General features: G+C 60.0%; 12 protein-coding genes and 6 pseudogenes. 8 read left to right on the top strand and 10 right to left on the bottom strand.

Translation table 11 applies throughout. The annotated features are described in order from the left end of the window. Positions 1-64: 64 nt before the first annotated feature. Positions 65-202 (top strand): annotated as a pseudogene (locus MHI61_RS01005) (CoA ester lyase); the annotation flags it as partial. A gap of 153 nt (positions 203-355) precedes the next feature. On the opposite strand, the pseudogene tssG reads toward MHI61_RS01005, so the two are convergent. The 7 genes and pseudogenes from tssG to tssA form a co-directional block, all read right to left on the bottom strand. Then, positions 356-1,171, bottom strand: a pseudogene (tssG, locus tag MHI61_RS01010) (type VI secretion system baseplate subunit TssG); the annotation flags it as partial. A 72-nt stretch (positions 1,172-1,243) separates the two neighbouring features. Continuing rightward, on the bottom strand, positions 1,244-3,130 hold the full coding sequence (gene tssF / locus MHI61_RS01015; RefSeq protein WP_008536039.1) for a type VI secretion system baseplate subunit TssF: 1,887 nt from the start codon (positions 3,128-3,130) through the stop codon (positions 1,244-1,246). Then, positions 3,130-3,633 carry a type VI secretion system baseplate subunit TssE gene (gene tssE / locus MHI61_RS01020; RefSeq protein ID WP_004680427.1) on the bottom strand — a complete coding sequence of 168 codons (504 nt, stop codon included), beginning with the start codon at positions 3,631-3,633 and terminating at the stop codon, positions 3,130-3,132. The genes tssF and tssE overlap by 1 nt, the downstream gene beginning before the upstream one ends. A gap of 86 nt (positions 3,634-3,719) precedes the next feature. Continuing rightward, positions 3,720-4,253 carry a type VI secretion system tube protein Hcp gene (locus MHI61_RS01025; RefSeq protein ID WP_004680426.1) on the bottom strand — a complete coding sequence of 178 codons (534 nt, stop codon included), beginning with the start codon at positions 4,251-4,253 and terminating at the stop codon, positions 3,720-3,722. Positions 4,254-4,368: 115 nt separating this feature from the next. Further along, on the bottom strand, positions 4,369-5,856 hold the full coding sequence (gene tssC, locus MHI61_RS01030; RefSeq protein WP_004680425.1) for a type VI secretion system contractile sheath large subunit: 1,488 nt from the start codon (positions 5,854-5,856) through the stop codon (positions 4,369-4,371). Between the two features lie 2 nt (positions 5,857-5,858). Then, entirely contained in the window at positions 5,859-6,413 is a 555-nt protein-coding gene (gene tssB / locus MHI61_RS01035; RefSeq protein WP_004680424.1) for a type VI secretion system contractile sheath small subunit, read from the bottom strand. Between the two features lie 35 nt (positions 6,414-6,448). After that, positions 6,449-7,441 (bottom strand): type VI secretion system protein TssA, encoded by a 993-nt coding sequence (gene tssA / locus MHI61_RS01040; protein WP_239789256.1) that lies wholly within the window; start codon positions 7,439-7,441, stop codon positions 6,449-6,451. Between the two features lie 126 nt (positions 7,442-7,567). Between tssA and MHI61_RS01045 the strand changes: the two are divergent. Next, a pseudogene (locus MHI61_RS01045) lies at positions 7,568-7,959 on the top strand (IS3 family transposase); the annotation flags it as partial. Positions 7,960-9,175: 1,216 nt separating this feature from the next. On the opposite strand, the gene MHI61_RS01050 reads toward MHI61_RS01045, so the two are convergent. The 3 genes and pseudogenes from MHI61_RS01050 to MHI61_RS01060 form a co-directional block, all read right to left on the bottom strand. Beyond that, positions 9,176-9,553 carry a hypothetical protein gene (locus tag MHI61_RS01050; protein ID WP_040111819.1) on the bottom strand — a complete coding sequence of 126 codons (378 nt, stop codon included), beginning with the start codon at positions 9,551-9,553 and terminating at the stop codon, positions 9,176-9,178. Between the two features lie 92 nt (positions 9,554-9,645). Next, complete coding sequence (locus MHI61_RS01055; RefSeq protein ID WP_239789257.1) at positions 9,646-11,844, bottom strand: hypothetical protein; 2,199 nt, start codon at positions 11,842-11,844, stop codon at positions 9,646-9,648. A gap of 965 nt (positions 11,845-12,809) precedes the next feature. Next, positions 12,810-13,369: pseudogene (locus tag MHI61_RS01060) on the bottom strand (transposase); the annotation flags it as partial. Positions 13,370-14,011: 642 nt separating this feature from the next. Here MHI61_RS01060 and tssK point away from each other — a divergent pair. The 6 genes and pseudogenes from tssK to MHI61_RS01090 all read left to right on the top strand — a co-directional run. Further along, positions 14,012-15,367 (top strand): type VI secretion system baseplate subunit TssK, encoded by a 1,356-nt coding sequence (gene tssK / locus MHI61_RS01065; RefSeq protein ID WP_010069402.1) that lies wholly within the window; start codon positions 14,012-14,014, stop codon positions 15,365-15,367. A 1,227-nt stretch (positions 15,368-16,594) separates the two neighbouring features. After that, positions 16,595-17,884, top strand: a complete 1,290-nt coding sequence (icmH, locus tag MHI61_RS01070) for a type IVB secretion system protein IcmH/DotU (RefSeq protein WP_012489524.1) — start codon at positions 16,595-16,597, stop codon at positions 17,882-17,884. Positions 17,885-17,893: 9 nt separating this feature from the next. Further along, positions 17,894-21,499 carry a type VI secretion system membrane subunit TssM gene (gene tssM / locus MHI61_RS01075; RefSeq protein ID WP_239789223.1) on the top strand — a complete coding sequence of 1,202 codons (3,606 nt, stop codon included), beginning with the start codon at positions 17,894-17,896 and terminating at the stop codon, positions 21,497-21,499. Between the two features lie 296 nt (positions 21,500-21,795). Next, entirely contained in the window at positions 21,796-23,412 is a 1,617-nt protein-coding gene (locus MHI61_RS01080; RefSeq protein WP_012489526.1) for a hypothetical protein, read from the top strand. Between the two features lie 143 nt (positions 23,413-23,555). Further along, positions 23,556-23,750, top strand: a pseudogene (locus MHI61_RS01085) (hypothetical protein); the annotation flags it as partial. Positions 23,751-24,573: 823 nt separating this feature from the next. Next, a pseudogene (locus MHI61_RS01090) lies at positions 24,574-24,852 on the top strand (carbamoyltransferase N-terminal domain-containing protein); the annotation flags it as partial. Positions 24,853-24,944 lie beyond the last annotated feature (92 nt).

Genomic DNA, 24,944 nt, shown 5'->3' on the forward strand with positions numbered 1-24,944 from the left:
CCATTGCAGTTTGCGTTGAGCTTACTGAAGAGAGTCGAGCTTCCGATGCTTGTCATAACGGGCCTTCCAAGCCGCCGCCCGCCGTGCCGCCGCACTTGGTATCGAGGTTACGTGGGCCATTCACCCGTTCCAGATCGATCTCGCCAAGGAGATCTTCTCCCCGCCCGAAAAGAAGGTCGAGCGGGCCCGCCGCATCATGGATGTCCGTTTCAGGAGAGCGCCATGCGGCAGCCGGTGGGTCCCGGTCAGTCGGGGTAGTTGTCAAGTCATCGGCGTGCTGGCGCGTTTTCCTCTTGCCCATCCAACTGGACCATCCGAGTCTGCCGCAGCGACCCAACTGCACTTCCGGGACCTGCTCCTGACGGAGAACGAGGTTAATCTCCCAGTCAAGTTCATCTCCAAGGTAGTTGCAGATGATCTCCGCTATCGACTTAAGGCCGGGAGCTGCGGGCAGAAGCGATTCGTAATGAGCCAGGCTGAGGGGACCCACAATGAGTCGGAACCGATGGTGCCACACTCTGACCCTCGCACCTGCAATAGCGTTGCTGTTCAGCGTGCCCGTGGCCGGGTCGCGGCCCAGGAGGCAGAGCGATATGCGGGGCAGATCCACCCACTTTGGGACAAATTCACGGATATCAACCGGCGCCTCGACGAAGCTGGCGAGGATGGCAGCGAGCCCCTCGGCGTTGCGGGTGTGTGAGGCGAGACGGCCGGTGAAGTGGAGTTTGGCCAGATCAGGCATAGCATCCCGCGCGCGCAGGGAGGTCATCCCGAAGCCGGCTAGCGCGCCGAGCTGAAGGGCAAATCGATCTTCTTGTGGCCTGTCATAGCTCACGGTCGGTTCGCCCTCCGCCCATGCGCGGAAGAAGAACGAGGCCATTCGATGATGAAAGGTATCAGCAAATCGGATCAGCGTCTCATCCGCGGCGTTGTGCTGCCGGAGAAGGGCGTACTCCGTCAGATGCAATGGGAGGGGACCGTGGGGTCCAAACAAGCCGAAGGCGTAGGTGGAGATTACGGGGTCGTTCTCCTCGTGCGCAGTCACGCCCGCGATCGATCGAGTCGGAAATGCAAGGGAGGGCTGCTGGGCGATCCGCACGCGATCCAGGCTGGGACCGCTCGATTCTCCCAGCCGAGGCCGATCTGAGCAGATTGCATCGATCCGCCGCAGAGCCTGGAAGAAGTCGCAGGCATGCGGTTCGGCCCTGAGCGAGCTTCAGGAAGTCGCCGAGTGCCCCCGAAATCAAAGGATCGCCCGGCGGCCGGCCATCGTCGGCCATCGCATTACCTCCCCGCGCTGTAGCGTCGAGACGACCATCTCGGTGAAGCTGTTGATGGATACGTATTTCGCGAAGAACTGGTTGAGCACGGAGGCGAGCGGAAAGATGCCAACGCCTTCGAAGGCCGCTTCGTCCAGGATGATACCAACCTCAATCCCACGTGCTACGGCGGCTTGTCCACCGCTGGACAATCGCCTGACCGCAGGCCTGGACCGAATCTCCCGGATCCCGTCGATCTGCCGTGAGGCGAAGGCATTGACTGGATCGACGTAGAGGCGGAGGAGTTCACGTAGCGCTTCTGCGCCCCGGTGGTCGTTCCTATCGGAATTGCTGATCGAGAGGTAGTTCAGTGAAAGATGGCTAATTAATCGCCAAGTGATATCGCCATTGGCGAAGGAGTGGCGCGGTCGGCTCGGGGGCGATACGCACCGGGTGGCGGTAACTGGAGCGCCGATTTCCAGGGTGAAGTCTGTCTCGTCCCGGCCGATCGGCAGCAGCAGCGCCAGATCCCGGTTCGAGCACAGGCAGTTTACAGACAAATGCCGGAGTTCCGCCGAATAGGGAGCCGCCTGGCGATCAACTAGAGAAACGAACGTTTCGCTGCCGATGTAGCCAGTCCGCGCGCCATTTAGACGCTGGTGCTCCGACATGAGGCGCTGCTCCCGGCGGATCGCGTAGTATCTGGAATGCTGCTCCTCCTGACCGTGCGCGCTGATGCTATAGAACGGGTAGAACCTCACGGGAGCCGCTTCGTTTTTCGCCCCGTCTCCGCTCATCTCGAGGATCGAGTGGACCTCAAAGTCGAGCGGCCTCATCCTGTCAACAATCACATGATGCTCGGTGTTCTTGTCGCTCACGTGGACGAGATCTGCCTGGCGTTCGAAGAGATTAATCGCGGGCGTTGCGAAGAGAACGATATTTTGGGGCCCGAGCTGTCGTTCCAGCCGTGGCTCGACACGTCTGAGTGCGAAGACGATCTCAAGGGTCTCGGCAGTTGACAGGGCTACTGCGTCTGCCAGCCCGCTAACCTCGACGAACAACGTCCGCTCCGCGAGGGCGAAATACTCCTGTAGGAGACGGTACCCGTCGAAAGAGCGTGGCACCTCGGGCAGGAGAGCACAGCTCGGCTCCAAACCGCGTTGCTGCAGCGCATGAACCGGAATCTTTTCCTGCCAAGGGATAGGCCGGCCGACCGGACGGGCTATGATATTGCATGCGTCACCGAGAAGCTGTTCGGCGAGTGCGGCGCCGATGCCACCGGGGCCTGTTAGGTGCAGTGTGAGAGCCTCTAGTCCGAGTTTATTGAACGGCATGCCATTGGTGGTGCGAAGGCGTAGTCGCAAAGCAGCCTTCGCATCTTGCCGGGCCGGAAGATCCAGTGCGGCGATCTGCCCCGGCGTCGAAAAATAATCGGCAGCGCTCACCACAATTGGCCAGAGATGCACATCATGGGCCGTGCGGAACTCGCAATGTGTGACGGCGCCCGGAGCAAGACGGCCCAAAAGCTTGGTTCCCCGCGGCACGAGGTATCCATTTTCAAGTCGTCCGGCATCCTGGTCGGGCTCGAAACGGACGATCGTCATCGAGGGGAGCGGCGGTAGAAAATGCGGATAGACCATCTCCAGGAGGTGCTGGGTGAATTCCGGAAAGCGAGACTGAAGCTTCAATTGCACCCGCGCCGCCATGAAAGCGAAGCCTTCCAGAAGCCGCTCGACGTAGGGGTCGGCGACCTCCGCTGATTCCATCCCGAGCCGGGCGGCGACCTTCGGGAATGCACGGGCGAACTCGGCCCCCATCTCGCGCATATAAGCAAGTTCGTCGTTGTACAGTCGCAGGAGCCGGGGATCCATCAGCTTATCTCTGTACCGAGATGAACGCGGGCGGATTCGAGCTCGGAATCTACCTCCGTACGCATCACCATTCGCACCGGCAATGGCTGCGCCCACAGATCGGCTTCGATCCTAAAGCGAAAAGTGCCGCAACCCTGACCATCGTCCAGGACCGTGACCTTCAGGGTGTCCGGTAAGAGACGCGGCTCAAAGCGCTGAAGGCTCTCGATTATCGCTTCGCGCAATGCGCTCTTATCCATGCCTTCGCGAATTTGTCCGCTGAGAGGCCAGGCACCATAATTAAGTGCACTGGCCGCTACGTGAGGGTACGCTTGTAGATCTACGGTTGCACCCAATTGATTGGTGTTCAACAACCAGGAAACATCGCGTAGAATCACCTCTTCCAGTTGGCGAACAGAGAAGCTGCGCTTGTCCTGCGCTTCACACGAGCTGCGCGGCTCATCGTCCGTAAGCCGGTCCAGGAGGGATGGTTGCACGAGATCCCGCTTAACATCTCTGCCCATGTTACAATCTCCAGGTGCAATGGCGACGAGTCGATCTGTCGTTTTCGCGCGCAGCCCCGAATATTCCCGGGTTGCCGATGGCCCCATCAGCCGACGAGCCTATTGAAGTCGGTGCTGTTCGCGATTTGGTTCCAGATGCCCTCGCCAGCTTTGGTAAGAGCGCCTTTTTCATCCTGCCTGTAATAAATGACCTTGCAGGCGCCGAACCGGAATGTGATCGTCTCCTCGGGGGCCTCTTCCGCATAGGACCACTCGACCTTCTCGACTACCAGCATGTTGAAACTCCAGTGCAAGAACAGGTTCGATTCTGATGTAGCTTGTCCGCTCCCCGTCGCTTTGAAAAGTTTCAGTTCGACGCTATTGAAGTGGGCGCCGCGACCACAGGCAACGTACAGAGAGGGCGATGACGTATCCACCTGCTTCTTGATAGTGAAGACCTCGAATTCGGCCTTGCCCGCGCCCGCCCCGGCGGTATGAGGCCCAATGTTCAGCTTGTTTTCGAGTGAAAAGCTCCATTCGTCCGCTAGGGTGATACCGTCCTTTAGAATGATAGATTCGCCCTTGGGCAAAATGCCGTCCTTGGACGCTTGCGTGAATTTTATAACCGCGTCGAACGCCATGATGGACTTTCCTTTTCTCGTTGATCTGATTGGGCCTGGATTGCATCGGCCAGCCCGGGGCAGCTATTCCGGAGTTTTGGCGCCGAGAACGGAGCACAATCATCTGCGGGTTTTCTCAGTCCTTGCGGGCGGATGGCAGGCGCGAGACAAGTCTCAAAGAGATGGTTAGGCCTTCGAGCTGGTAGTGTGGCCGCATGTAAAATCTCGCAACGTAATATCCGGGATTATCTTCGACCTCTTCCACCTTGACCTCGGCTGAGGAGAGCGGCTGCTGTGCCTTACTCTCTTCGCTCCCAAGCTCGGGCGAGGGGTGGACATAGCCCTGAATCCATTGGTTGAGCCACTCCTCGACCTCGTGGCGCTCCTTGAACGTGCCAATCTTGTCCCGGACCATACACTTCAAATAATGTGCGAAGCGGCAGGTTGCGAAGATGTAGGGTAGCCGGGCACTGAGTTCGGCGTTCGCTGACGCGTCGGGGTCTTCGTATTTGACCGGCTTGTTAATAGTTTGAGCGCCAATAAATACGCCGAGGTCCGTGTTTTTGCGGTGCAACAGCGGTAGAAGACCGTTTTTGGACAGTTCGGCCTCACGGCGGTCGCTGATCGCGATCTCAGTGGGGCATTTTAGGTCGACGCCACCGTCGTCGCTGCGGAAGGTATGTACCGGCAGACCCTCGACCAGGCCGCCGGATTCGACGCCACGAATTCTGGAGAGCCAGCCATAGAGCTTGAACGAGCGCGTGATATTTACGCCCATGGCGTAGGCTGCGTTCGTCCAAAGGTATTTCTCGCTGTCGCCGCCGTCTGTGTCCTCCTCGAAGGCGAATTCATCGACCGGGTTGGTTTTGGCCCCGTAGGGCAGCCGGCCAAGGGTGCGTGGTAAGGTCAGGGCCACGTACCGAGAGTTCTCGCTCTCGCGGAACGCCCGCCAAGGGGCATGTTCGGGCGTGAGGAAGATTTTTGTGATGTCACGCGGGTTCGCAAGCTCACGCCAAGAATCCATCTGCAGCAGATGTGGTGAGACGGCAGATATAAGCGGTGAGTGGCTCGCCGCCGCGATCTGCGCCAGTCCCGAAAGCAACTCTACGTCCGGTGGGGTATGGTCGAAATAGTAGTCGGCAATCAGGCAGCCATAGGGTTCACCGCCGATTTGGCCGTATTCGTCTTCGTAAATTTTTTTGAATAGCGGACTCTGATCCCAGGTGACACCCTTATATTTCCGCAGAGTTCGGGACATCTCCACCTTTGAAACTGGGAGAACGCGAATCTTCAACGTTTCATCGGTTTCGGTGTTGATGGCAAGGTGATGCAAGCCCCGCCAAGCTGATTCCACGCGCTGGAAATTTTCGTGATGGAGGATCTCGTTGAGTTGTGCAGAAAGCTTCTGGTCGATCGAAGCAATCATTGCTTGGATAGTCGTGACGACATCGTCGCTGATCAGCGACGTGTTTTGAAGTGCCTGCTCGGCCAGTGTTCGGACGGCACTCTCCACCAAGTCACGGGAGTGGTCCGAGCGGATCTTGAACTCGAATCGAAGCATGCGGGTGAAATCGCCGAGATCAACGGTGGCGACCTGTACATCTGTGGCATCTGCAGGCATCATGATCAGTTCTCCTCTGTGTCTGGGGATGCCAATGGCGGAGCGGCAACCACTGCATCAGGCTTCTCAGTCTCGATGCCATTGCCGAGGGCGCTTAGCAGTGCCGAATCCGCGAGGAAGTGGGTGAGCAACTCTTCGGCACCGTTCTTCCCGTCCATATAGGCCAGCAGATTGGAGAGCTCCGTTCGCGCCTCGAGCAGCCTGCTAAGGCTGTCGACCTTGCGCGCCACGGCCGCCGGCGAGAAATCTTCGAGCCGCTCGAACGTCAAGTCGACAGCGAGTTGGCCTTCTCCGGTCAATAGGTTCGGCACCCGCATCACCACCCTGGGCCTCAGCGATCTGAGCCGATCATCGAAATTGTCGATATCGATCTCCATCATCTTGCGCTCCGCGACAGGGGCAAGCGGCTCGGCAGCATTGCCGGCGAGGTCGGACATCACGCCGACCACGAAGGGAAGCTGAACCTTCTTCTGAGAGCCATAGGTCTCGACGTCGTATTCGATCTGTACGCGAGGCGGACGAACCCGCGCGATGAACTTTTGACTACTCGCCTTTGTCATGTGTTCCACTCTCCTGATAGGGAAGATTGCGCACGTCACGTGCCCTCGCCGACCGCCAGACCGGCAATCGAACGGTATTGGGCAACCCCTTCTGGCGCCAACTCTTTGATAAGAGCCATGAAGTCCTTCGAGACAAGTCGCTGCGCGCGCTCCAGGAGGGCTGGCAGTGGGCTCGCGGGCTCATTCACCTGGTACCAGTGGCAAATGCGGCCAAGAATTTCGACAACGTCATCGCGGTTGCGGATCACTTCGGGGTAAGAGGCCTTGCTAGAGTTTGGCAATGGAGATGCCGGGGCTGCAGGCTGGGCCCTTTTCCGATGGGCGTCGACCAGATCCTTGGCCTGGGTGAGTAGCACTATCAGAGGGTCGAATCGAACGGCCTCGTCACTCGCGACGTGCTGCCGAACACTCGCGTCTAGATGGGTGGCGGCTGCCAGGCTGGCGTGGAGACCAGTGCTGATCTGCTCGAGCTGCAGTGGGTCGGTGTCGATGAAGGCGTGCTCGATGGTCGAACGATCAATTTCCGTAGATTGGGACCGTAGCGCACCAGCCCAATCGCGGAGCGTAAAAGTCCCGAATTGCCTGGAGGAGGTGAGTGGGACTTGGCGTATTTCTGCCAAGAGCCCGGAGAGATCGCAGAGGCTCGCTAGAGCGTTGAGGCGAACGGTCTGATCTTCGTCATCTTCTGGATCCGGTCGCGGATGTAGCTCTGACCAGTAGAGCTCGACATAGGCCGCGAGCAGCTCAAGCCCCCGACTTAGACCAGAGAAGCCGAACTGACTGAGGGCGGATCGTGTGAGCAAGATGCCGACTCTTAGATCCTTAGTGCGGGCAGAAAGGTCGAGGCCAAGCCGCCACACCTCTGTCCAATCGGGAGCCTCCTCGGTGGCGATGGAGTCGCCTATCTGCTGGTGCGGCTTGCCATGCGACGCTATCTCCAGCTCCAGGAAGCTCAAATCGTAATCGAGAGCATCCCCGCATGCGTTGCCGTCGCTGATCGGTTTTAATAGATGATCTGCATCGAGCATGACCCAAATCCCAGTTTTCCCGACATAAAAGATCGTCGCGCCTCTGTTTCTCAATGTTTAGCAATGAGCAGACGCGATTGCTCATGCACAATCGACATTCGTATATGTCGTGAATGCTTGGGGCGTGAATGCCGCCGCTTCGGATCTTGACGCAGCTATGTGCTGCTCAGGCGCGAGGGACACCCTTGTGAACAACAAGAAGCTCTTCCGGGTCCATCGGGAGGAGAAGCTCACGATGCGCAAGCGCCGTGGCCGGAAACGAGCGAAAGGCAAGCGTTGGTGTTGATCCCGCTGGCTGCCAATGATCGTTGGCGCGGGTTCAGGCTTCTGATGGTCGTGAGGAAAGCCGGACTCTCGTCGCCGATACTTCGCTCTCCGGCCTGCGGTCGCCTGTGGACTGGATCGGGTTATCGAGGAGCGTGGCAAGCCAAGCACTCTGGCCTCGGCTGACTAACCCTGCAGAGTTCGCCCAGATCGGCAACCCGCGACGTGATGCAGTGCTGCGCAGCCGGAATGGTCTCCGCACCTAAACCCGCCGATGCCGCCGCGGATGCGCAACCCACCGCTGGAGCGAACCCCAAACTGGATAAACTTGACGGTACAAGCTCAGCCAGATTGAATTGACATCGTCGGGCAGTCGTTGCAAAGGGCAACCTGCGGAGTACCGTTGCAAACGTGAGCCTGAAGGCCTCCAACTACGAAGTCTTCGCGCGGCCGCCTCCGCGCCAGTTGCTGCATAAGGTGGATGGCGTCCTCGGCGATCGCTCTTGGGGGTGTCGGCGCGCGGACCCTCATCGAACGAGCGGCCAGCCGGCGGGTCCATCGCGCGTGCAGCGACCCGGCGTCAGTGGTAGAACGGCTCGAGCACTTCAACGGCATTATATCTCCTGCGCTCCGCCGGACCGCCGCACGAGGCATATAGGGCGACAATCTGGATGAGATCCGTATTGACCGCATGTAACGATGCTCCCCGAGATTCGCACGTTGCCTCATTCATTTTGCTCCCAGTTGGAGCGAAGGAGTGGGGTGCGGAGATGGCGGGGTTTCGCAGCGGCCGGCCTCCTTCGTGAGCGCCATTGCCGTTTTCGACGGAAGTCGAAGTTTAATAACCATCGTCGCGGTATTTACTTTTGACAATGGGTGTGATGCGGCTTTGCGTGATCTTCTAAAGAATCGAGTCCCGCCGCCAATCCCCCGTTCTATCGCGCACCTACCGCATCCCAACGTGACTGTCGACCCTGCTTCCATTAGTCGTGCAGGGCAACCACGCGGTCTCTCGTGCAGATCCCTGCGATTTCGAATTGACGGACACCGACCCCGTCTGACGGTCGTGGAGTGCACGCACTTAGTCACCCTAGCCGCCCGCGCACTGCAACCCCGCTGTAGCGATCCTTCTACCTCTATGCTAAAGAAAGTTTTGGAAAAACTTGCCTCGTCGCCATCGTTCGACGGCGGCCTTGGCGCCAATCTTGCGAGGAGCGGGCTGATGGTCGCAGCGGCATGCGAGCCGACATTCTGCGCTCCCGACCGTCGAAGACGAGGTCGCTCTCGGCGTGTTAGTCAGCCGGAATGCGCCGGCCGTCGTGCCCCTAAATATCGATCTCGAGCCAGGTATTGGCCTCCAGACTGAAGAAAAATTCGGCGCTCTCACATGCTCATGCAATCCCGTGGTGGACAACCAACGCACATGATGGTGCAGTTCCTAGGGAATGTGGTGATGAGTCATGAGCCGTCCTATATCACCTTGAACGCTGCCCTCCTGGCTATCCGTTTCTTCGAGGCACCCACGATTATGGCGGCATCGGCGGCGCTGAGATCGGGATGGGCCGCCTTCAGTGCGTCTGCCCACGCCCCCTTACTCTGCCCCGGCAGCTGCGGTGTCTGCCTAGCGATTTCGTCCAGCCTCGCCTGGTCCTGGGCCGACACCGTCTGGAACGCCGTCCTCACGGCGATATCGCGCCTTACGGCACCCACGACTATGGCGGCATCGGCGGCGCTGAGATCGGGATGGGCCGCCTTCAGCGCGTCCGCCCACGCCCCCTTGCTCTGCCCCGGCAGCTGCGGTGTCGCCGCCTTGATCTCGTCCAGCCTCGCCTGATCCTGGGCCGACACCGTCCGGAACGCCGCCCTCCTGGCGATATCGTCCCTAAAGGTGCCCAGGATGGTGGCGGCATCGGCGGCGCTGAGATCGGGATGGGCCGCCTTCAGCGCATCGGCCCAGGCCGCATTGCTCCCCCCTGCCGCGGTGTTGCCGCCGCGATTTCGTCCAGCCTCGCCTGGTCCTGGGCCGACACCGTCCGGAACGCCGCCCTTTTAGCAATATCCTGCTTTATGGCACCCACGATTACGGCGGCATCGGCGGCGCTGAGATCGGGATGGGCCGCCTTCAGCGCGTCCGCCCAGGCCGCATTGCTCTGCCCCGGCAGCTGCGGTGTCTGCCTAGCGAGTTCGTCCAGCCTCGCCTGGTCCTGGGCCGACACCGTCCGGAACGCCGCCCTCCTGGCGATTTCGTCCTTTGCGGCGCCCACGATGGTGGCGGCATCGGCGGCGCTGAGATCGGGATGGGCCGCCTTCAGCGCGTCCGCCCAGGCCGCATTGCTCCGCCCCTGCCGCGGTGTCACCGCCGCGATTTCGTCCAGCCTCGCCTGGTCCTGGGCCGACACCGTCCGGAACGCTGCCCTCACGGCGATATCGTCCTTTAAGGCGCCCACGATTGTGGCGGCATCGGCGGCGCTGAGATCGGGATGGGCCGCCTTCAGCGCGTCCGCCCACGCCCCCTTGCTCTGCCTCGACTGTCGCGGTGTTTGCCTGGCGATTTCGTCCAGCCTCGCCTGGTCCTGAGCCGACACCGTCCGGAACGCCGCCCTTTTTACAATATTATGCTTTACGGAACCCACAATTATGGCGGCATCGGAGGCGCTGAGATCGGGATGGGCCGCCTTCAGCGCGTCCGCCCACGCCCCCTTGCTCTGCCCCGGCAGCCGCGGTGTCTGCCTAGCGATTTCGTCCAGCCTCGCCTGATCCTGGGCCGACACCGTCTGAAAAGCCGCCCTCCTGGCGATAACTCGCTTTACGGCGCCCACGATGGCGGCGGCATCGGCGGCGCTGAGATCGGGATGGGCCGCCTTCAGTGCGTCCGCCCACGCCCCCTTGCTCTGCCCCTGTAGCTGCGGTGTCTGCCTGGCGATTTCGTCCAGCCTCGCGTGGTCCTGGGCCGACACCGTCTGGAACGCTGTCCTTTTAGCAATATCCTGCTTTACGGCATTCACGATTATGGCGGCATCGGCGGCGCTGAGATCGGGATGGGCCGCCTTCAGCGCGTCCGCCCACGCCCCCTTGCTCTGCCCCGGCAGCCGCGGTGTCACCGCCGCGATTTCGTCCAGTCTCGCCTGGTCCTGGGCCGACACCGTCTGGAACGCGGCCCTTTTAGCAATATCCTGCTTTACGGCACCCACGATTATGGCGGCATCGGCGGCGCTGAGATCGGGATGGGCCGCCTTCAGCGCGTCCGCCCACGCCCCCTTGCTCTGCCCCGGTAGCTGCGGTGTCTGCCTGGCGATTTCGTCCAGCCTCGCCTGGTCCTGGGCCGACACCGTCCGGAACGCCGTCCTCCTTGCAATATCGTCCTTAAAAGAGCCCACGGTTATGGCGGCATCGGCGGCGCTGAGATCGGGATGGGCCGCCTTCAGCGCGTCCGCCCACGCCCCCTTGCTCTGCCCCGACAGCTGCGGTGTCGCCGCCTTGATCTCGTCAAGCCTCGCCCGGTCCTGGGCCGACACCGTTCGATACGCCGCCCTCCTGGCGATAACCCGCTTTACGACGCCCACGATTACGGCGGCATCGGCGGCGCTGAGATTGGGATGGGCCGCCTTCAGCGCGTCCGCCCACGCCCCCTTGCTCTGCCTCGACTGCCGCGGTGTCTGCCTGGCGATTTCGTCCAGCCTCGCCTGGTCCTGGGCCGACACCGTCCGGAACGCCGCTCGATTGACGAGATCGCCCGTTGAGGCCCCCACGATTATGCCGGCATTCGCGGCGCTGAGATCAGGCGCCAACGCCAGCGGCCTTTGAGCATATAACGTCTGCCTGCGGCTGGGCCTGGGATCTGCGTCCTTCTCAGTAGTCCGCCTCTTGCGCCCGCCACCGGTCGGATCGCTGGGCTCCGCGGGCACCTCGGACATGGCCGAATGCTCCTCTCTTCCACCCGGCACCTCGGTGGGCCCGGCAACCGCTGAGGCTTCTAAATTCCCAAGGCCATGCAGCCCCCCGCGCTGAGGGCCAGTCTCCAGCGGCTGGCCCTCGACGAGGTGAATAGTGCGATCGGCATTATTGTATTCATCTGTTGTCCTCGTGAGGTTGAACGCGGTCTCTGCCGGGACGACCGGAACTCTCGTCAGTTCCGTCATGTCAGCCATCATTTGCGGGGTTTGTTCTTCAGGGCTTTGAAGCTCGGTCGGCGGGCTTGGCTGGTCGACGCTTAGCCTTTCCACGTAACGCAATACCGAATTCTCTTGCCAGATGTCGTCCGAATTGAAGTTGTCGGCCACTTGATCGACACGCGCCACTGAAGACTGCGCTCTTTGATCCGCTGGGTGCCGGCCCTCATCCGGCCGCGAAGAGCCCTGCCCCTTAGTCCGAGGGTCCCTGTCAACCATGCTCACCCCCCTGGGATATGGCCTTCAGGAAACAAGGGGTCAGCTGTCGGGCACCGACTGCTGACGGAAGGTCAGAATTTATCAGGGGCTCAAGCGACTTAACCAGAGTGCAAGGGGCGCGACTGCGACCATCGACCGCTCCAGCTTGCCGAGCCTCGTTCGGACGCCGCTCAATCACCGTGGGTCCCGTTTTTTGCTGTTGTGGCATGGGGCGGCTCTGCGGAATCGAGCTCAGGTGACGGGAGGCCGGCAGATCCCGAAGACATGGCCAGGCCGTTGATAACTGGTAGCGTAAACGCATCATTGCAGCAGAACCTCAAAAACCACGGAGAAGAGCCCGCGATTCAAACTAGCGCAGTCCCGGTATTGGATTGCATGCACAGGTGATATGCTCGCATCCGGTTAGTGAGCGGCTATGGCGCAGCTCCTGCGTGAACCCATAACGACAGCGGCGATCCTTCGAGAGATGCAGCGACGACCCGTTCTCCAGACCGGAGGTCCGTGCTTGATGTGGCGATCGGCACGGATTGCTATCAACGCTGACGGCCGCCGGTGCCGCGCAAGCCGGTTACGACGAAACATCGACATGATCTCTTCTATGGTGGGATTGGCCCAACGATACCAGGGTAGTGGCAACTGTCGCCAATTGCGGCGCCAGTGAGGTCGGCCTTCGTCTTCGAACTCCTTGCTGGCTTCCGCTAAACAACGCGGCCTTATCACAAAAGGCTGGGAGATTTAACGATGATCCCGGCATCCGGACTTCTGCGCATTGCCGGCCGGTAATAGCGCGAAAGACTTGCAGCAATCGCAGCGCCGGCGGCACCCGTGACTAGTATCCGCACTGCCTGGCCCGTAACAATGCGCTGTGACCAGCGGAAGCCGATCTCGTGGAAAGACAAGGCATGCTGCGGGCTGATATGATGAAAGACGCCGGCAATGGTGCGGCGGACCCGGGACTTGAAACCTCCCACCGAGTGGACGGCGACTTGGACGAATTCGCGGCTCGAATGCTTTACGTTCTCATGCGTAGCAAAGCTCTTGCCAATCGCCATGAACGCCTCACCGCCCATCAGGCAGGTTGCGGTTCGATCCCTTTCGCCGTCGCGCGCCCTGCATGTATCGAAAGGCCTTTTCGGCCCCGTCCAGGCGGTAGACCGTCCGGATCCATTCTCGGTCGCTCACCGAGATGAAAACGGTCGATCTCCACCGTGCCATCTTGCATGTGCTCGCGCGCCAACATGAGGCGCAGCGCATATCCCATTCGCTAGCTATTGGGCATCACCAAATGTGGAAATGCCTATCTTCGCCGCATGAATGATCCATGCCGCCAGGGCTGCTATCCCGCACCTGGCGCGAACCGGGACTGCAACCGGTTCGTGGATCGTGTCCAGGAGGTGGTTGTCTAATCGCTAAACTGGTCGTCAAGGTGCTTTAGGGGCGGCGGCGCGTGAAGACGATGTTGGCGGCGGCACTGCCTCAGCGTATTCAGGAACATTTTCGACGAGGCAATGCGCATCACGTGTCACCTTGCCTGTTGCGCTGCTCTTTTGGCCCCGTACTTGCGGCGCCGGGTCTCAAGGCTTCCGGGCGGTCATTTGCGAGATTCATCCCGTACGAGTGACAGGACAGGCGAATTGGCGCGTTGTAGGTCAGTGTGAACATGAACGACCAATAAGGCTCTGAGGGCAACGGGCTACTGAGCGACAGTCTAGATGAGACCCCTTGCTTGTCGCGCTGCAAGGGGGCTCATGACCAATCCTGATGAGCTTCGGCGCTTGCATATCTGAGCTGTCCCGACACGCGATGCCCTTCTACCAGCGCATTGTTGGATATCAGATGTGCATGCAAGGGGGCAGTGAAGCTCTGCTACTTTTACGGAGAAAGCCGTTCTGTCAGGTGGACGCGAGGCGAGTCTTGAATGTCGTGGAATAATAGGGTCGTCTGGTCGGAGGGCTTGTTCCTCCGCCCGCAGCATTTTCAGCAGGCCGATCGTCACGTCGAACAGCTGGTGCGCAGCAGGACGGCGGTTTTGCATGGGTACGGGTGGGGTATCAGCGAGCTGCGGCTCAATCGAGAGCTGCTTGGTCTCGGTAAGATCGCCATCGAAGCGGCTCGCGGCGTCTTGGAGGACGGGATGCCCTTCAGTATTCCTGACGAAGCCAACCAGCCAACTCCCTACGACGTTCCGCCGGATTTTCGAGATTCGCTTATTCACTTGGCGGTACCGTTTTATCAACCCGGCGCTCTTGAAACCGACGCGCAAGCGGGAATTGACGTACCTATCCGCTTCGCAGTCTCCACTGAGGATGTTGTCGACACCAACGCTGGCGAGCGAGGCAGCGCCTCCATCGACGTAGCGAGGCTGGATTTTCGACTGCTGCCGGACGCGGCAGACCGGTCTGGCTACACTTGCATCCCAATCGCCCGTATCATAGAGGTCCGGGCCGACCGACAGATCATTCTGGACGAAACGCACGTGCCGCCAACCCCCGACTGCGCCAGCTCCCGGGTCCTCTCGAACTACATCACTGAGATCACCGGCCTGCTTCACCATCGTGGTGAAGCTCTGGCCACTCGGGTCTCCCAGTCGGGAACGAACCGGGTTGCAGAGCTCGCGGACTTCCTTCTGCTGCAGGCGATCAATCGGTACGAGCCGTACTTCTGCCACCTATCCAAGGCCGCCGTTGTAAATCCGGAATCGCTGTATGTTCTCATGCTCCAGTTGGCGGGTGAACTAGCCACGTTCGCCCGCGTCGATAAACGTGCCCCGACCCTTGGTGTTTACAAGCACGACTCTCTCGCGGAGGCGTTTTTGCCAGTGATGCAGTCGATCCGGGCTTCGCTGGGTGCAGTGATTGAGCAGACTGCGGTCCCCGTACCGCTGCAGCGGCAAAAATACGGTGTCCATGTGGCCGAGGTGGCCGACCGCTCTCTCTTTACGACCTCGAGCTTCGTGCTGGCTGCTCGGGCTGATATTGAGGTCGAGCGCCTCCGGCGCGAGTTCCCGTCTCAGATTAAGATCGGCCCGGCGGAGAAAATCACGGAACTCGTCAATGTCGCACTGCCCGGCATTATCATCAATCCCCTACCGGTCGCGCCGCGTCAGATCCCGTTCCATGTTGGATTCAGCTATTTCGAGATCGATCAAAATAGCCGCTTCTGGAAGGATATGCCCCAATCCGCCGGCTTGGCGCTGCACGTTGCTGGCGACTTCCCAAATCTCGAAATGGCTCTCTGGGCCATCCGAGCCGGACAGAACCCACATTTGAGTTAGCCCACCAATGCCCCTCACGCTACGTGTACACAGCAATAGATGTAGTTTTCCGGAATATCTCGTGCCGGGCGACGCGGCTGGTGGACTGACTACCAGCCGAGCAGGCAACAGCCTGGTTCTGCCGGATGATCAGCAGATGGTCTCGAAATCCCACTGCTCAATCGAGTGCATGGCACGGCGATACGTACTGATCGACCGAGGCCGCGACGACACATGTCAAAATGACGAGGCGATGCCGCTTCCGTCAGAGGCGCCGGTCGCCCGGAAAACCAGCGATGTTATTCAGATCGGCGCCTATATGACCGATGTCGTCGCGGTGTCGCCTTCGATATCCATTGCGGAGAGTGCCGCCGAACCGGAGGGACAACTTGCAGCGACAAGTGAGGAGTTGAGTCTTCTTGGCCCCCTCGAAACGGCCTCGTCGCTCCTGGCGGGCAATTGCACCCGGGGTGAAGAAGCGCTGCTGGACCTGAGGGACGGCGAGTTCCTACCATTGCCGTTCTTAGGCACTCGTTTAGACGCGCTGGCGGGCATGATGAGAAGTCCGTGGGATATCTACGCAGACAGTGTGCCAGATCGGGCCCCCATCTTGACGCAACCCAAGGTGGAGCAATCATCTCGCCAAGAATCATCGAGCGGCGGTCACGGCTTTCCTTGCCGCCTGCGGCTTATCATTGGCAGATGTCCGGAATGCCGGCATCGTAAGCGTGCTGGATCGTGCAGGGAAAATGCTTCTGTATTCCGCCGCGCTGCACAGCATACTCTCCGAGCGAGAGCTGGCGAACAATTATTCAGAAATAAGAGTTCCGACGAAAAAACCCTGAGTCTCGTTCCCGATGTCGGTGAGGCGTTGCGCGCAGTTCTGTGCAATGACTCCAGCGGGTCCCTCCGCGGAGACCCGGCCGTTGAGCAAGCCTTCACCGACCGTGGGACGCATGACGTGTCATTCGCGGCTGTGCAGAAGGCTCTGTCCAGCGTCCGTGCACGCTTGTCCCTAGCAGGGATCGAGAAGGCGATGGGGCGGCCCCGTTCCCTTTTGCACCGCAACCATAAGGCGCGAAACCGGAGTGCGTACGTGCGCGTCTTCAATGACGTCGTATCGAGCATCGAAACCGATTTGCTCCGGAGCTTCGGCGCCGACTTCGCGCGCCCAGTGCGAGAGCGTAGTCGACCCGCCCGCCGATCCCACGATGAGAGCGTCCGCTCCGAAGGGAAGTGGGCGGGTTGATGATGGTGATTGAGGAAACGATGCCAAAATCCCAGCCACTCGTCCTCCTTCACGCCGAGGAGCAGTTGGCTGTCCCTTCGCCGTCATCGCCAGTGGCGGACGAACTTACCTGGGAGATGCTTGCGCTCGACCGACTTAATCCACTGGTCGCGGCCGCGGCGGCGCTGCTGGGTCTCAGCGCTCAGCTCAAGAGCAGTGCTAGCCATATCGACGTTGAAGCACTGCGCCTTAGGGTGCTGCGGGAGATCGATGCTTTTGAGCGTCGGATCACGCCGCTCGGATTGCCCTCGCGAGCGATCAAGGTCTGCAAATACGCCCTCTGCGCGACCATCGATGACATCGTTCTGAACACAGCCTGGGGCAGCAACAGCGTCTGGACGACGCGCAGCTTGGTGGGATCGCTGTTCAGCGATACCTGGGGCGGCGAGCGCTTCTTCGATCTGCTGACGCAATTGAAAAATGAACCGGCCATCAATATAGAACTGCTGGAGCTGCTCTACTACTGCATGAGGTTGGGCTTCGAAGGCCGCTACCGCGTCACTGCGGGAGGAGCCGCAGAGCTCAGTGTGCTGTGCGAAGACGTCTACCGCCTGATCCGAGCAGCCCGTGGTGACTTCGAGCGCGAACTATCCCCGCACTGGCGGAGGAACTCAAATAATCCGAAGCCACGCCGCACAATCGTTCCAATCTGGGCCGTCGTAGCGTTTGGGGCAGGATTACTCCTCTCGATCTATACCGGACTCCTGCATGCATTAAATGCCCGCGCCGACGCTGTCTTCAACGATATCGCGACATTGCCGCCGAACGGCGTTGTCAGATCGGCGAGAATCGCATTGCCACCAAAGGTTGTTATGAGCAGCGACCGACTGCGTAACTTCCTCGAGCCCGAAATCCGCGAAGGGCTTGTCACTGTGTCCGAGGACCCACAGCAGATCGTCGTTATCATTCGCGCCTCCGGGATGTTCGATTCTGCTAGTCCGGAAGTGAAGAAAATGTTCCTGCCGCTTCTTTTACGAATTGGTCGTTCTCTGAACGGTGAGTCGGGATCGGTCCTCCTGACCGGGCACACCGACGCCATTCCGGTGCAATCACTCGCCTTCCCTTCAAACGATTCCCTTTCGCTCGCGCGTGCGAGCGCAGCTGCCGAGATTATCAAATCCATGATGGATGACCCAGGCCGCGTGCGAGAAGAGGGCAGAGGGAGCGGAGAACCGGTCGCTTCGAACCACACGCCCGAGGGCCGCGCGCGGAACCGTCGGATTCAAATCATCATCACAAAGACACAATGAAGACAAGCCATGCAGTCAATCAAGAAAGCGCTTAGGTGGCAATGGCTCCGTGTCGGCGGGGCGGCGATCGTATGTGCCTTAATCTTCACGCTCGGACCGCATATCTCGGTCGGAGGATTTGCGCCGCTTGACAGCCTTCGCAGCCAGATCGCGGCATCGATGCTGATTCCGGTCGGATACACCGTGATCTACTTGATCCAGTCCCAGCTTTACAAGGTTCAGGCCTATTTTGAAGACCTCGTCCAATCACGAGTGTCGGGAGCGCTGGACGCGGGTGGGGCCGAGCAGAAGAAGGGAGACCCAAGGCCTTCCGACCGAAGTGTGGGGCAAGCCAGCACGCTTGCTGAAAGAGAGCTGGAGGCGATTCGTCATCGTTTCCGCGAGACCCTTACCACACTCAAGGGGCGCCGCTACGCAGGAGGTATCAGCAGGCGGTGGCTCTATCAGCGGCCCTGGTATGTGATGATCGGTCCGCCCAACTCGGGGAAGACCACAGCAATAGTCAATTCCGGGCTCAGCTTTCCGATGGCGGCGAGGTCCGGTCTGAGAGCCGCCGGTGGGTTAGCGGGTACGGAAAACTGCGACTGGTGGATCACCGATGACGCGGTGTTCGTCGACACTGCTGGGCGCTACACGATACAGGAGGGTGATGCAGACCGGGACAAAGCGGTTTGGCGTGGCTTGCTTCGTATGCTCAGACGCTCCCGGCCACGGCAGCCGCTGAACGGTGCCTTAGTCACGATCGCAATCAGCGAGCTGAATTCTACATCCGAGGAAGTGCTCGCCGATCGCGCGCGCTGTATCCGTGAGCGGCTCCTCGAAGTGTACAGGGAGCTTCGCCTGCAACTGCCGATTTATGTGCTTTTCACTAAGAGCGATCTGCTGGCGGGATTTGTTGAATTCTTCGACGATCTGGGTCGCGAGGGGCGGGAGGCGGTGTGGGGGTTCACCTTTGCGCAAGAGGCGTCGGAGGACGAAGGCGATCCGATGGCGTTTGCCGCAGCATACGATGCGCTTGTTGGCCGCCTAAACGAAAGGCTGCTTGAACGAATGCAGCACGAAAGCAACCTCCAGCGTCGTGCGCTCATGTTCGGCTTCCCACAGCAGGTCGCTAGCCTCAAGCACCTGACGCAACAGTTCTTGAAGGAAGCCTTTGGCGGGAATTCGTTCCAGGAACCGCTTATGCTCCGCGGCGTCTACTTCTTAAGCGGCACGCAAATTGGCATGCCCTTCGATCGAGTTGCGAACGCCAGATCTCAGACCTTCGAGATCGCTCAGCCGCCCTGTACAGCGCTTCGTGGCCCGGGCCGTAATTATTTCATCAGCCGGCTGCTGCGCGAAGTCGTTTTCGCCGAAGCTGGGCTCGTCGATGCCAATCACCGCTTCGATCGGCGCCAGCGGCGGATCCGGTATGGCGCCTACACGACGATAGCGGCGGTCATTGTTACCGCCAGCGTCTTATGGACGTTCAGCTATATTCGGAATGTTCAGCTGATCGAGAGCGTTCGCCTAATGGCTGGCAGCTATGCCAGAGGGGCTGAAAAGCTGAAGCTCGACCGGGTTGAGAGTGGCGATCTTCGACCCATCCTGCCACTGCTTCAGCGGCTGCGTGATGCCAACGGCGACAGCGCGGGCGGCCGCCTATCAAGTTCGGGTCTCGACCAGAGTAAGAAAATCAAGGTTCAGACGCTCGCGGCGTACCGCCGCGCCGTGAACACCATCCTGCTGCCGCGGCTGATGTTCCGGTTGGAAACCTTATTGGTCGAGCGGCACGACGATGATCAGTTCGTCTACCAGGCGTTAAAGGTTTACCTGATGCTGGGTCAGCAGGGTCCGCTCCAGCGCGCGGTCGTCAAAAACTGGATGGCTGCCGACTGGCGAGTGATGTTTCCGGCCGAAGCCGATGCCGGCCTGCGCAGCGCGCTCGCTGATCACCTGGATGCACTCATGGAAGGGCCGCTGCCCCATAGTGAGCTTAATGGCGAACTGATCGAGAGGAGCCGCGCGAAGCTCCAGACCGTCTCGATGGCGCGCCGCGTCCTCGACATCATCGCGACCAGTCCCGAAGCCTCGCGGGCGCCAACCTGGCGTCTGGCCGACCATGCCGGGCCGCTGGCGCAGGGCGTCCTGGCTCGCAAATCGGGACAGCCGCTCAGCGAGGGGGTTCCTGGCATCTACACGAGGGCGGGGTTTTACGGAACCTTCCTGCGATTGCTGCCGCAAGTGGCTGACGCTGTCGCTGCAGAAGGCTGGGTTCTCAACTCACAGGTAGTCGCGCCGATTGCAGCCGGTGATGTGAGCCAGAAGCTGCGGCGTTCGGCGGCGGATCTCTACGCTCAGGAGTTCGCGTTGCGCTGGGACCAGCTCATTGGCGATATGTCCATCCGCCCGTCTGGGGGTATCGATGACGCGCTGCGCACCTTGAACACGCTGTCCGCGCCGACGTCACCAATGCGCCTGTTCCTTTTCGCGGCGGCGCAGGAGCTAAAGCTCAAGCAACCACCGGCTCCCGAGGACGGCTTGACGAAAGGTGACAGTGTCCCCCAGGGCGAGGTGTTGCCAAGCGAGCTCGAGGCACTGTTCCGGTCTCAACCGGCCGCGGACACGCCTGAAGCTCACGTCCAGCTCTATATGGGCGATCATTTCCGGTGGCTGCACCAGCTGGTCGAAGTGCCGTCGAACAGCCAAGCGGGCGCGCAGGCGCCGATCGACAGTGCTCTCCGGGATCTCGGCGAACTGTATCGCTCCCTCAGCCAGGCGCAGGGGCTGGCGGGTTCGAACATCTTGGAACACAACGGGCAGGCGGGCGTCGCCATCCAACAGATCGAGGCGGGGGCGGCCGATCTGCCCGAACCCATCCGGCAATGGATCCTCGGCCTCAGCCGCCACAGCTCGGACCTAACCGTCAGCGGCATGAGGCGCGGGTTGGCGAGCGGTTGGGCGGGCGGCCCCGGCGATTTGTGCCGACGGGCTACCGAAGGACGGTATCCCTTCGCGAGCGGATCCCGCCGGGATATCCCTTTGAGCGATTTCGCCCGGCTGTTCGGCCGCAAGGCGGAGATCGACACTTTCTTCGCCGAGAACCTTTCCCCATTCGTCGACAAATCCAAAGGTTCGTGGCAGTTTCGGCCAACGAGCGGTGTCGATTTCCCTATCGGCCGCAATACCTTGGCCCAGTTCCAACGGGCAGCCACGATCCGCGACACCATGTTCGATGATGCCGGCCAGGTGTCAGTTGGATTCCTGCTCACCGTCGCCGAGACCGATCCGTTGACAGACCAGGTGGTGGTAGACATCGACGGCCAGCGCCTCGAACATCGACGAGGAACGGCCGCCGCGGCCATGCATTTCCATTGGCCTACGGCCGGCGGCGTCGGCGGCGCTTCCGTCGCTTTCATCGGTTTTCAAGGCGCCACCCTCTCCAGGAGCGGCCATTGGGCGCTGTTTCGCCTCTTAAATGAGGCGGATAAGCAGCCATTGGGAGGAGGGGACCTTATTCAGGTACGACTGGTGTCCGGTCGCCATTGGGCGGTTTTTAACCTCCAGCCTGACAGCGTGATGAGCCCGTTGTCCCGCAATCTGCTGTCAGAATTCCGATGTCCAGATTTCTTATGAACGCCGGGATAGCATCCGACTGGCGCTGGGAAAGCCCTATGGGGTCACGAGACGCCCACGCAGGTCTGCGGCGGGAGAGGTCGGCATGTCGGTTGCCGGCCGGATCGGAGGCGGTCACGGCTGCGACTGGCGGCGATCGTCGCTTGATCTCGGCGCGCCGCTTTCCCGCTCGACTAGACCGCTGGAGAGCGCGGTCACCTCCATCAGGCAGATCTTCGGGAAGTTGGGTGATCAGATCCTGTCCCACCCTATCAACCGACGTACACTGATCTAGAACAGGAAACTGGAGAGATATAATGGCCGGAATGAAGCACAATAGGACAAGAGCGAAGAAATTTCTGCAGTTGATCGACCAGACGAAGAACAGAGCGGATTTGGAGTTCTGCTTTGCGGTCGGCACGGTTGGCGATCTGCGGAAGCCTGCTGTCCTGGTGAGTAAGAAAAAGCTCAATGGATTGGCACAAACTTTGAAAAACATGCCTTTTGAAGATGATGAGGATAGTAGTAAGGAGAACTTTTCGCTTCTGCGGAGAGGCACGGGCAGGATGAACGAAAACGGCGTTATCCTCGTCAAGTTGGCTGATGGTGGAAAGGCCGGGTTCCCGCAGGTCCAAAAGGTGATGAAGAAGTATTTCGTGAACTTCCGCATGAGGTTGCCTGACATGCAGGAAGCAGGAATCTTAACTGAAGAAGACATTCAGCAGTTTGAGATGAACGCCGAGGAGAACTCCCAATTTCTTCCACCCGACGACTCTGAAGAATTCAATCGGCCGATGACGGCGCTCGATAGCGCGGAAGGGAACTCTGCAGGGAGTGTTGAAGAAACTGAAGAGAGAAGCAAGCGTGAAGGCGGGGCTGAGCTCCTGGAGCAGCTTCTCCCGGAAGTGAAGGAGGGCATTGCCGCCGCGGCCGCGACCATTTCCAATCACGCAGTAAGTCTCAGCGCGCAAATTGGCGCGGGACAGACCGCAGAGTTGTCCCATCTGACCACGAAGATCGCGGATTGGCTGCAACGTGTGCTGGCTGCGACGCCTCCGGAAGAGCAGGAGGCAACGCTGCACAACTTCGCCGGCCGACTTCTGTTGATGCTGGCCTATCCTGAGAATCTGCGGAATCTTCAATATGTGGATGACATGCCCGATGGGGCGGGGCAGGGCGAGACAAACGGCGACCGCCGCGAAGAGGTCGTGGTGAATGGGATCGATCTGAACAGAGTTCCAACGGGCGCTCTCGATCAAGACGAGGTAGTAGAGTCCTTGTTCCGTCTGATCAAGGCAAAGGCTCAGGAGCGACAGCTTTCTTATCCGCTAGAGAACGCGAATTCTGAGAGGATTGCGAAGATAGTGTCGTCGCAATGGCCGAAGGAACTAGGCGATGCAGCCCGTAGGCGCGCGGTTGTGGAGCGTCTGATCGCAGCGGTGGTCCCGCGGCTCGGTAACGATGATCAACTTCTGGTCCTTCTTGGCATCGCAGACCAGCCCGAAAGGACCAAATCCATCGAGAACTCGGTCGAAAGTATCATAGCTATATGGCAGGCTCATCTCGACACTGCCTTGACGCTGCGGGATGAGGTAAAGAGCAAGATCAACCAGATGGTCGATGTGGAAGCCCGCGGCGGAACGTGGAGGTATGTCGACGACATCTTCCTGCAGTTCGGAGGAGAGCTTTCAGATCAGCTCTCCGCCATCACCGAACGCAACGGTGAGGCACTGTCGAGCGCGACCGAGCGTGTCCGAACCACAGTCCAGAAGAAGCTCGATTATCTCAACGGCAGCGACATTGTAGCCATGCTTGACAATCCTCCAATCGACATCGGTCCGGGCACTATAGGGCAGACGCTGCGGGAAGGGCTCGCGGCCATCACCGATGGACTGAAGCGCATCGAAACCTCGCGCGCCGCGCCCGCCGCGTAATAATCGCCTGTCTCGATGCCGGCCGACCCACCGGAAGGCCGGGCGAGCAGGCCATCAACGGCCTCATCAGCGACGGAAGGAGTTCCGCCGCTCAGGTGGGTCAGCGAAGCGGTGAAGGAGCGGCGCACCAACAGAGGCTCTTCTTCATCGGCTGCCGCTTCAACGACCAGATGCTGCGCACCTACGCCCGACGGATCATGACGCGATCCAACGCACCACGTTTTGCGGTGCTGGATGCGGCAGCGCCGACCAACAACCAACGCCGTTTCCTTGCAGCAAGCCCGATCACGCTTATCGACGTGCCGACTGGCGAAGCTGCGGCTAGGTTTATCGGCTGAAAACCAGAGTAGAGAAGGAGTGTTGCGGGTACGACGATACACGAGGATTTCGGAGGTCGGTCGTCGGCACCGACGTCGGAGGCGGATTTGCCGTAAACGTTGATCATCACGGCCGCTGTTTGAAAGTGCCGCTCGCCTTGCTATGAATCCACCCATTCCTTTTTGCACGCATTCCATCCACAAAAACGATTTTACTGCTCAAAACGATTGCCCTTAGAAAACGCTGAAGAGCGCTGTGTAGATTATGTGGAGTTCTAAAAAAATGGGTCCTCAGGTGCGGAGACGATGCTGGAAATTCGACCTGGAGCCCTCTGTCAGTTGCCTGGCCTCGATTGTTATCTTACGCTGGTCGTGATCGGGCAGAATCTTCACCGTTGCTTCTCCCGTTTCAGTGCTGATAGGGCTCTCACAAGAAGCACTGTTCCCTGGTCGACTAACCTGTGAGTGCATCTCCCACAATCACTAGAAGCCAGAGCAGGCGCGCTCGCAGCCGCGAGGACTTGGTCTGCGCCTTTTGCAGGGCCACCAAACCTCGTGATGTTTTCTTGCGGCTGTCGGGCCGAAATATGAAGGATTGAGTGATGTGGATAGGTTAGGCAGTTCTGCTGCAAGCGCTTCGGCCCGGGTTTCTGTGCGGCGTCGCAACAATGATCAAGAAGGTTGCGCAGGATCGGTTGTCGGCAATGTCGCCGCGCCGGTCACTAATGGTATCGGCTTCGACCCCGTGAGCTCTAGCTGCACTGTCAAGCGCCACCCTATGAAACTACGAAGGCCGGTGGCCAGGCCAGAGCGACCTACCTTCCGAAACGAACTGGAGAGCAACATGCTGTGTCTAGGGCTCAGTGGCGGTCTAAGCAAAGATTACGAAAATTCGTCCGATCTACCGAGCACCTTTATGCACGATGGGGCTGCGGTTCCCGTTCGCGACGGGCGAGTGATAGCGGCGGTCGAGGAGGAGCGCCTTAACCGGATCAAGCACTCCAACAAGTTACCAACGCGTTCGATTCAATATTGCCTCGCATCTGCAGGTGTTCACCTGAGCGACATCGACCGCATCGCGTATTATGCGACCGAGGCCTATTGCAACGCTGTGCTCGAGCGCGTGCGCCTCTTTCACCCAAGCACCCCAGCATCGGATCCGAGACTGTTGCAACGGGCTCGGGGAAGTCGACACGGGCGCTATATTCCTGTGGG

The organism is Rhizobium sp. K102, assembly GCF_022385315.1.
GTDB lineage: Bacteria > Pseudomonadota > Alphaproteobacteria > Rhizobiales > Rhizobiaceae > Rhizobium > Rhizobium croatiense.

Excerpts from the sequence above, each read along its gene's own strand:
- tssF (WP_008536039.1), bottom strand. The coding sequence starts at position 3,130 with ATGGATCCCCGGCTCCTGCGACTGTACAACGACGAACTTGCTTATATG.
- tssE (WP_004680427.1), bottom strand. The coding sequence starts at position 3,633 with ATGGGCAGAGATGTTAAGCGGGATCTCGTGCAACCATCCCTCCTGGAC.
- MHI61_RS01025 (WP_004680426.1), bottom strand. The coding sequence starts at position 4,253 with ATGGCGTTCGACGCGGTTATAAAATTCACGCAAGCGTCCAAGGACGGC.
- tssC (WP_004680425.1), bottom strand. The coding sequence starts at position 5,856 with ATGATGCCTGCAGATGCCACAGATGTACAGGTCGCCACCGTTGATCTC.
- tssB (WP_004680424.1), bottom strand. The coding sequence starts at position 6,413 with ATGACAAAGGCGAGTAGTCAAAAGTTCATCGCGCGGGTTCGTCCGCCT.
- tssA (WP_239789256.1), bottom strand. The coding sequence starts at position 7,441 with ATGCTCGATGCAGATCATCTATTAAAACCGATCAGCGACGGCAACGCA.
- MHI61_RS01055 (WP_239789257.1), bottom strand. The coding sequence starts at position 11,844 with ATGACGGAACTGACGAGAGTTCCGGTCGTCCCGGCAGAGACCGCGTTC.
- tssK (WP_010069402.1), top strand. The coding sequence starts at position 14,012 with ATGTCGTGGAATAATAGGGTCGTCTGGTCGGAGGGCTTGTTCCTCCGC.
- icmH (WP_012489524.1), top strand. The coding sequence starts at position 16,595 with ATGATGGTGATTGAGGAAACGATGCCAAAATCCCAGCCACTCGTCCTC.
- tssM (WP_239789223.1), top strand. The coding sequence starts at position 17,894 with ATGCAGTCAATCAAGAAAGCGCTTAGGTGGCAATGGCTCCGTGTCGGC.
- MHI61_RS01080 (WP_012489526.1), top strand. The coding sequence starts at position 21,796 with ATGGCCGGAATGAAGCACAATAGGACAAGAGCGAAGAAATTTCTGCAG.